The organism is Kitasatospora sp. NPDC059747, from assembly GCF_042732955.1.
GTDB lineage: Bacteria > Actinomycetota > Actinomycetes > Streptomycetales > Streptomycetaceae > Kitasatospora.
The window spans coordinates 62197-70153 of the sequence record NZ_JBHWGV010000043.1; the positions used below are offsets into that span (position 1 = coordinate 62197).

A 7957-nucleotide genomic window follows, 5' to 3' on the forward strand; every position below is an offset into this window, starting at 1 on the left:
GGCGCCGGCGCCCCCCCCGCCGGGGTGCGCGCCCCCCCGGGTCTCCGCGGGGCGGCGGCCGGGGGGGGGGCGGGCGCGGGAGACCCCCCCCCCCCCCCCCCCGCGCGGCTCGGGTGCTACGGGCGCTCGCCGCGCTCGTAGCGGCCGACGACCTCGTCGGTCGGGCCGTCCATGACCAGCTCGCCGTGCTCGATCCAGATGGTCCGCTCGCAGACCTCGCGGATCGAGCTGTTGTCGTGGCTGACCAGGAAGACCGTACCGGCCGACTGGCGCAGCTCCTCGATCCGCTTCTTGCTGCGCTGCTGGAAGGCCTGGTCGCCGGTGGCCAGCGCCTCGTCGATCAGCAGCACGTCGTGGGTCTTCGCCGCGGCGATGGAGAACCGCAGGCGGGCGCCCATGCCGGAGGAGTACGTGCGCATCGGCAGGGAGATGAAGTCCCCCTTCTCGTTGATGCCCGAGAACTCGACGATGTCCTGGTAGCGGCGCCGGACCTCGGCCGGCGGCATGCCCATCGCGAGGCAGCCGAGGACGACGTTGCGCTCACCGGTGAGCTCGTTCATCAGGGCCGCGTTCACGCCCAGCAGCGAGGGCTGGCCGTTGGTGTAGATGCCGCCCTTCTCGGTCGGCAGCAGGCCCGCGATGGCGGCCAGCATGGTCGACTTGCCGGAGCCGTTCGAGCCGATCAGGCCGACCGCCTCGCCCTTGTAGGCGGTGAAGCTGATGCCGCGCACGGCGTGCACCTCGCGCACGCCGGCCGAGCGCTTGCGGCTGACGATGCGGCTGAGCGCCGAGGTGGCGCTGCCCTTGCCGGACCCGGCGCCGTGCACGCGGTAGACGATGTGCACGTCGTCGACGACGACGGTGGGCTCGCGGGCGACGTCGGTGTCCCGGACGGTGTTCTTGTTCAGGTCTGCGTCAGCCACGGCCGTACTCCTCCTCGGCCTTCCAGAAGAAGACGTATCCGACGATGAACATCCCCACGCCCCAGGCGATGCCGTACGTCCACTGGTGCGGCGGGATCGTCTGGTGGGCGGGCTGGTGGTGGTTGTAGATGATCGGCGCGAAGGCGTGCCGCAGCAGGTCCATGTAGACCGAGGCCGGGTTGACGGCCATGATCGTCTGGATGTAGTGGGGCCAGGTGCTGACCTTGTCCTGGATGCTGAACATCACGCCGGACAGGAACATCCAGGCGCGCATCACGAACGGGATCAGCTGGGAGATGTCACTGGTCTTGGCGCCGATCCGGGCGAAGATCAGGGAGACGCCGGTGTTGAACATCGTCTGCAGGAGCAGCGCCGGGATGATCAGCAGCCAGGTGCGGCCCGGCGTGATGCCGGCCGCCAGGACGGTGGCGACCAGGACCACCATCGAGATCAGCAGCTGCTGCAGCTGGATCACCGTGAAGGCGATCGGCAGGCAGGCGCGCGGGAAGTGCAGCGCGCGGATCAGCCCGAGGCTGTCGGAGATCGCCCGGGTGCCGGACTGCACCGCGTTCTGGGTGAACTGGAAGACGAAGACGCCGATGCACAGCCACGCGATGTAGGTGTTCGGCGGGAAGTTGTCCTTGCTCTTCAGGATCACGCCGAAGACCAGGTAGAACACCGCGCAGTTCAGCAGCGGGGTCACGACCTGCCACAGCTGGCCGAGCTTGGCATCGGTGTACTGCGCCACCAGTCGGGCGGTGGCGAAGGCCCAGATGAAGTGGCGCCGGGCCCAGAGCTGCTTGGTGTAGGCGAAGAGGCCGGGCCGCCGGCCGCTCACGGCCAGGCCGTACTTGTCCGCAAGCTGCTTGGGGGTCAGGCCCGCGTCCGCCCCCCTGGGGGCTGAGAGGCTGACGGGTTCACTCACTGTCGACACATTCGTCCTTCACGCGGGATCGGTCGGGGCGGCCGGTCGGCGGGGGTCCGCCGGCCTTGCGCCGATGGGGATCCACTGGGATCACGGGGGAGTCCGGCCGGTGTGTGGCACCGGCCGCAGCGATCGATCATTCGATCAAATGAGATCAGATGACCGGTGGGCGGCCCAGCCTGGTCAATCGCCAAACGGTACGCCATCGCATCGGGCGACGCGGACCGCAAGGTTCGCGCCAGCCCGCCCGGAACCCGCCCCACCAGGCCTTCAGCGCCTCCGGGGAGGGGCGGCGGGCCAGGGTCAGCAGGAACCAGGTTCCCAGATAGAGAGGCACGAACAGGGCCGGAAGGTTCCGTCGCGCGAGCCAAACCCTGTTCCGCGCCACGTTGTGGAAATACGTGGCGTGCCGGGCCGGCGAGGTCGTCGGGTGGTGCAGGACCACGTCCGCCCGGTAGTCGATGGCCCAGCCGGCGTCCAGCGCGCGCCACGCGAGGTCGGTCTCCTCGTGCGCGTAGAAGAACTCGGCGGGCAGCTGCCCGGCCTGCTCGAACACCGTGCAGCGCACGGCGCTCGCGCCGCCCAGGAAGGTCGTCACCCGGGAGGAGCGCAGCGGGTCGCTCGCGCGCAGCCGGGGCACGTGCCGGCGCGCGGTGACACCGGTGTCGGGGTCGGCGATCCGGAACGAGACGATGCCCAGCTCCGGGTCGGCGGTGAAGGCCTCGCGCAGGAGGCGGGCGGAGTCGGTGCGCGGCAGGTGGCCGTCGTCGTCCAGGAACAGGACGGCGTCGACGTCCCGCCCGTCCCGGCCGAACAGCTCGATGCCGACGTTGCGCCCGCCGGGGATGCCGAGGTTCTCCGGCAGCTCGACGCTGCGCACGCCCTCCGGCAGCGGGGGAAGCGGCGCGCCGTTGGCCACCACGGCCAGCTCGACCGCCGGGCCCTCCTGGGCGCGGACGGACTCGATCAGGGCGTTCAGCTCGGCCGGGCGGTTGCCCATCGTGATGATCACGGCGCCGAGGCGGAAGCCGTCGGCGCGTGGACCGGCACCGGCGTTCGCGGAGGTGTTCATAGAGGTGTTCGCGGAAGTGTTCATCGGAGCCTGCTCGAAAGGACGATGCTCAGCAGGTGCAGGACGGTCTGCAGCATGGCGATCGCGGCCAGCACGACCACGGCCAGCCGGGTGAAGAACAGACCGCCGTGGACGGCGTCGGCGACGCCGGCGGCCAGGATGAACAGCGAGGCCTCGACCGCGCCCACCAGGCGGTGGAACTTCAGGAGCGAGGCCGCGCGGCGGGCCTTGGCCACGGCCGCGGAGCGCGGCACCGAGGCGCTGTCCTCGACCGCCGTCAGGCCGCTGCGGGCGCGGGCCACGTCCACCAGGTCCGTCTCGGACTTGATCAGGATCGCGCCGAGCGCGGCCAGCGTGCCGAGGAAGGCCCACTCCCAGTGCGCCGCCGGGCCCTGCCGGTGGAAGAGGTCGCAGCCGCGCAGGCCGAGGCCGGTCAGCAGCGCGGCCTCGGACATGTAGTGGCCGACCCGGTCCAGGTAGACGCCGGTGAGCGAGGTCTGCCGGCGCCAGCGCGCCACCTCGCCGTCCACGCAGTCCAGCAGCAGGTACAGCTGGATCAGCAGGGCGCCCAGGACGGCGCCGGTCAGGCCCGGCACCACCAGCGCGGCACCGGCCAGGACGCCGGTGACCATCATCAGGTAGGTGAGGCCGTTGGGGGTGATCGTCGTGACGGTCGAGAGCACCCGCGTGACCCGCAGCGAGATGCTCCGCATGTACAGGCGCCCGGCCCAGTGCTCGGCGCTGCGGCGCTGGAGCATGCCCTCCGGGTGGATCACCGCGCGCAGCTCCTCGATCGAGGGCCGGCGGGTCAGGTCCACCGGGGGCCGCTCGGCGCCCGCGGTGGAGGGGTCAGCTGTTGACGGCTTGGACATAGTCGGCGTACGCGTCCCTGATTGCTGAGGGGGAGAGGTCGAGGTGCTCAAGGATGGTGAAGCGGCCCGGCCGGGTGTTCGGAGCGTAGTGCACCGCCTCGGTGAACTCCGCCTCGGTGAAGCCGATCTGAGCGGCGGTCACCGGCAGGCCGTGGCGCGCCAGGCGCTCCACGATCAGACCGGTCAGCTCGCGCTCGCCCCGCAGGAAGCTGGCGAACGCCGCGCCGAGGCCGACCTGTTCGCCGTGCTGGGCGGACCGCTTGGGATACAGCACGTCCAGGGCATGCGAGATCTCGTGGCAGGCGCCCGACGAGGGCCGGGTGCTGCCCGCGATGTTCATCGCGATGCCGGACAGTACCAGGGCTTCCGCGAGCGCCGTCAGGAGGTCCTGGTCCGCCAGGTTCCCGGGGTGGCGCAGCAGGTTCTCGCCCGCCGAACGGGCCATCGCCACGGCCAGCCCGTCCACCGGCTCGCCGGTGACCGCGTGCGACAGCTCCCAGTCCGCGCAGGCGGAGATGTTGGAGACGACGTCGCCGATGCCGGCCGCCACGAAGCGCGGCGGGGCCTGGCGGATCACGTCCAGGTCGACGACGATGCCGATCGGGCTGGGCACCCCGTAGGAGCCCCGGCCGGCGTCGTTGTCGAGCGTGGAGACCGGCGAGCAGATGCCGTCGTGCGCGAGGTTGGTGGCCACCGCGACCAGCGGCAGGCCGACCCGGGCCGCGGCGTACTTGGCGGCGTCGATGATCTTGCCGCCGCCCAGGCCCACGACCGCGTCGTAGTGGCCGCCGCGCATCGCCTCGGCGAAGCGCACCGCGCTGTCCAGGCTGCCGTCGTCCACGCTGAACCAGTCGGCACCGGGCAGGGCCGGCTCCAGGCGCTCGCGCATCGCGGCGCCCGAGCCGTTGCTGATCGCCACCGCGATCCGGCCCGAGGCCGACAGCCGCTGGTCCGCGAGGATCCCGCCGAGCGCGTCCAGCGCGCCCGGGCGGACCTCGACGAACAGCGGCGAGGGGACCAGTCGGGTCAGTACCGGCACGCGATCTCCCGCGCCTTCGCCAGGTCGTCGTGGTTGTCGACCTCGACCCAGGAGACCTCGCCGATCGGCTGCACGTCGATCCGCAGGCCGCGGTCGACCATCTCCTGGTAGCCGTCCTCGTAGTACAGCTGCGGGTCGCGCTCGTAGGTGGCGCGCAGCGCGTCGGTGAGGTCCGCGGCGGCCGAGGGGTTGATCACGGTCACGCCGATGTACTCGCCGCTCGCCTCGACCGGGTCCATCAGCTTGGTGATGCGGCGCATGCCGGCGGCCGGGTCGACGACGACCTTCATCTCCTCGTCGGCGAGCTTCTTCACCGTGTCGAGGGCCAGCAGGATGCCGGGGGCCTCGCCGGCCTCGGTCAGGCGGCGGTTGCCCTCCAGCATGGTGCGCTGGACGGAGGCCGGGTGGACGGTGTCGCCGTTGGCGAGCAGCAGGCCCTCGGCGAAGAGGTCGCGGGCGCACCACAGGGAGTAGGCGTTGTTCCACTCCTCGGCCTTGTCGTTCTCGACCAGGTGGAGCTTGACGCCGTACTTGCTCTCCAGGGCGTCCTTGCGGTCGTACACCGCCTCCTTGCGGTAGCCGACGACGATCGCGGCCTCGCGCAGCCCGACCTCCGCGAAGTTGCCGAGGGTGAGGTCCAGGACGGTCCGCTCCCCGTCGACCGGCACCAGCGCCTTGGGCAGGGTGTCGGTGTACGGGCGCAACCGGCGGCCGGCGCCGGCTGCCAGAACGAGGCCGATCATGCGGGGGTCTCCTGATCCGTCGTGCTGTGCGCGGGTGCGCCGGGGCACCGGAACGAGTCGCCCGGGCCGCGCAATCGGCGCGCCGGTGCCGGCGCAGATGCGGGCACCTTGTCCTTAGTGATGGTAGGCGACCGGGGCGACCGGCCCGAACGCGGCCGGGGACCTGGGAGGTGCCTGAACGGTGGCTGGGAACGACGGCCGGAGCGGCGCACCGGAGCGGGCGCGAACGGGGCCGGCGCGCCTCCTGGCGCGCCCGAACGGGCCTCGAACGACTCCGAACCCTTTTGCTAACTCCATGACCCTTCCGGGGCCCTCTGACGTCCTTCTCCGTCCGGAAAAGTCCCCCTGAGGGTCATGATCCGCCAGGTTGTGCGTGGGACCCGTGCCGACCGCCACCCATACGGCAGACTGGAGCCCGACGCCGGCGCCGGTGCCCCCGCTGCGTCCGATGCACCCGCTGCACCGGACGCAACCCGATGCTTCCGTTGCTCCCGCTCCCCGAAAGAGGCCACCCCATGCCCCAGAGTCCGCCGACCAGCCCGACGCACTTCACCTCCGAGATCGACACCGGTCTCGACGTGGAGACCGACGTGACGGCCGACCCCGGGGGCACCGCCGGGAGCACCGGCCCGGAGATCCTGCTGGAACTCGTCGACGACGAGGGCACCACCATCGGCACGGCCGAGAAGCACTGGGCCCACCAGCAGCCGGGGCGCCTGCACCGGGCCTTCTCGGTGTTCCTCTTCGACCGCCAGGGCCGGCTGCTGCTCCAGCGCCGCGCGCTCGGCAAGTACCACTCCCCCGGCGTCTGGTCGAACACCTGCTGCGGCCACCCCTACCCGGACGAGCCGCCGTTCGTCGCCGCCGCCCGCCGCACCTCGGAGGAGCTGGGCGTCGCGCCGGCACTGCTGTGCGAGGCCGGGACGGTGCGCTACGACCTGCCGGACGAGGCCTCCGGGCTGATCGAGCGCGAGTGGAACCACCTGTTCGTGGGCCTGGTCACGGCGCCGGTCGTCCCCGATCCGGACGAGGTGGACGACTACGCCTTCGTCACCGCGCAGGAGCTGCGCGAGCTGCGGACCGAGCGGCCGTTCTCGGTGTGGTTCGAGACCGTCTTCGAGGCGGCGCTGCCGGGGATCCGGGAGATCGCCGGACGGGACTGGTAGTCCGATGGTCCGGTAGTCCGGCTAGTCCGCGCGGGACTGGTGGCGGGGGCAGGACTGGTGGCGAGGACGGGACTGGCGGCGGGGGCGGTGACCGCCGGGATGGTCGGGATCGTCCGGATGGTCACGGACAGTCGTCGTGCCGCGGAGGGAGCGGAGGGATGGGCAGCGAGGCCCAGATGACCTTGCCGCCCTCCCCCGTCCGCTCCACGTCGCACACGCCCCCGGCCTGCAGGGTCACGCTCTTGACCAGCAGCAGGCCGCGCCCCCCGGTGCGGCCGGTGTCGCTCTCCAGCGCCTTCGGGCGGTACGGGTCGCCGTCCTCGACCGAGACCCGCACCCACCCGTCGCGCACCGCCAGCTCGGTGGTCACCTCGGGCGAGAGCTCGGCGGCGTGCGTCACGGCGTTGCTGACCAGCTCGGAGACGATCAGCAGCACGTCGTCCACCAGCTCCTGGTGGCGCACCCCGGTCATGCCCTGGGCCAGCAGGCGGTCGCGCACCGCGTGCCGGGTGCGCGGCACCGAGGACTCCGTGGCGGGCACCGGGAAGCGCCAGACGCCCTCGGCCGGCTCCGGCGCCGGGCGGGCGGGCCCCCGCAGGGCCCGGTCGCGTCTCGGCTCGGCCTTCGCCGCCCCGCTGATCTGCTCCACGTCCAGCCGCCCTTCGTCCGCGACCCGGGAATCAGGCGTTCCGCTGGCGCCCTCGGTCCACAGAGGCTAGGAGAGCCGCCACGGGGACCGCGGCACCGTCGAGAAGTTGCCCGTGTCGGATCGGTGTCGACCGGTCCCGATCGGCGGGGCGGCGCAATCGGACCGTTTCCTTCGCCCTCGCCACCGCTTCGGCCGGTGATCGGGTGGCCCGGCGAGGCTTCGCCGTCCGGCGCTGGTCGGGCCGTCGTCGGGGGGCGTCGGGGTGTCCCCCGGCGGTCGCCGTCGAGCCGGGGTCCCCGCCGGGGAAACGCAGGTGAGAAGCACTCCAGAACCCTGGTAATGTTCTCTCTGTCGCCGAGGGGGCGAGAAAAACCCCGAAGCACACACCCCGTCCGGGTGGCGGAATGGCAGACGCGCTAGCTTGAGGTGCTAGTGCCCTTTATCGGGCGTGGGGGTTCAAGTCCCCCCTCGGACACCATCGAATTCCCCGTGGATCCGCAAGGATTCCACGGGGGAATTTTTTGTTTTCTCCCCCGCGGGTGGGCGGGCCCGCGCCCCGCCGGCCCCC

At 72.0% G+C, this 7957-nt stretch carries 8 protein-coding genes and 1 tRNA gene; 2 read left to right on the forward strand and 7 right to left on the reverse strand.

The window, feature by feature from the left end; all coding sequences use genetic code 11:
- Positions 1–116: 116 nt before the first annotated feature.
- The 6 genes from ACFV4G_RS20330 to ACFV4G_RS20355 all read right to left on the reverse strand — a co-directional run bounded on the left by ACFV4G_RS20330 (position 117) and on the right by ACFV4G_RS20355 (position 5574).
- Complete coding sequence (locus ACFV4G_RS20330) at positions 117–923, reverse strand: ABC transporter ATP-binding protein (protein ID WP_380442220.1); 807 nt, start codon at positions 921–923, stop codon at positions 117–119.
- Positions 916–1857, reverse strand: a complete 942-nt coding sequence (locus ACFV4G_RS20335) for an ABC transporter permease (RefSeq protein ID WP_380442222.1) — start codon at positions 1855–1857, stop codon at positions 916–918. The genes ACFV4G_RS20330 and ACFV4G_RS20335 overlap by 8 nt, the downstream gene beginning before the upstream one ends.
- A gap of 145 nt (positions 1858–2002) precedes the next feature.
- Complete coding sequence (locus ACFV4G_RS20340; protein ID WP_380442239.1) at positions 2003–2920, reverse strand: glycosyltransferase family 2 protein; 918 nt, start codon at positions 2918–2920, stop codon at positions 2003–2005.
- Positions 2921–2940: 20 nt separating this feature from the next.
- Positions 2941–3678: a CDP-alcohol phosphatidyltransferase family protein gene (locus ACFV4G_RS20345; RefSeq protein WP_380442241.1), complete on the reverse strand. Its 738-nt coding sequence runs from the start codon at positions 3676–3678 to the stop codon at positions 2941–2943.
- A 91-nt stretch (positions 3679–3769) separates the two neighbouring features.
- Positions 3770–4831: an iron-containing alcohol dehydrogenase family protein gene (locus tag ACFV4G_RS20350; RefSeq protein WP_359958020.1), complete on the reverse strand. Its 1062-nt coding sequence runs from the start codon at positions 4829–4831 to the stop codon at positions 3770–3772.
- Positions 4819–5574, reverse strand: coding sequence for a sugar phosphate nucleotidyltransferase (locus ACFV4G_RS20355; RefSeq protein WP_380442225.1), 756 nt, complete (start codon positions 5572–5574; stop codon positions 4819–4821). Before ACFV4G_RS20355 ends, ACFV4G_RS20350 begins: the two co-directional genes overlap by 13 nt.
- A 515-nt stretch (positions 5575–6089) precedes the next feature.
- Here ACFV4G_RS20355 and idi point away from each other — a divergent pair.
- The gene (gene idi / locus ACFV4G_RS20360) at positions 6090–6740 is read left to right on the forward strand and encodes an isopentenyl-diphosphate Delta-isomerase (protein ID WP_380442227.1); all 651 of its coding nucleotides are present in this window, start codon (positions 6090–6092) and stop codon (positions 6738–6740) included.
- A gap of 121 nt (positions 6741–6861) precedes the next feature.
- Here the strand turns inward: idi and ACFV4G_RS20365 are convergent, their stop codons facing one another.
- A complete protein-coding gene (locus ACFV4G_RS20365) occupies positions 6862–7380 on the reverse strand; it encodes an ATP-binding protein (RefSeq protein ID WP_380442243.1) in 519 nt (172 codons plus the stop codon).
- Between the two features lie 399 nt (positions 7381–7779).
- On the opposite strand from ACFV4G_RS20365, the gene ACFV4G_RS20370 reads away from it, so the two are divergent.
- Positions 7780–7867, forward strand: a tRNA-Leu gene (locus ACFV4G_RS20370).
- Positions 7868–7957 lie beyond the last annotated feature (90 nt).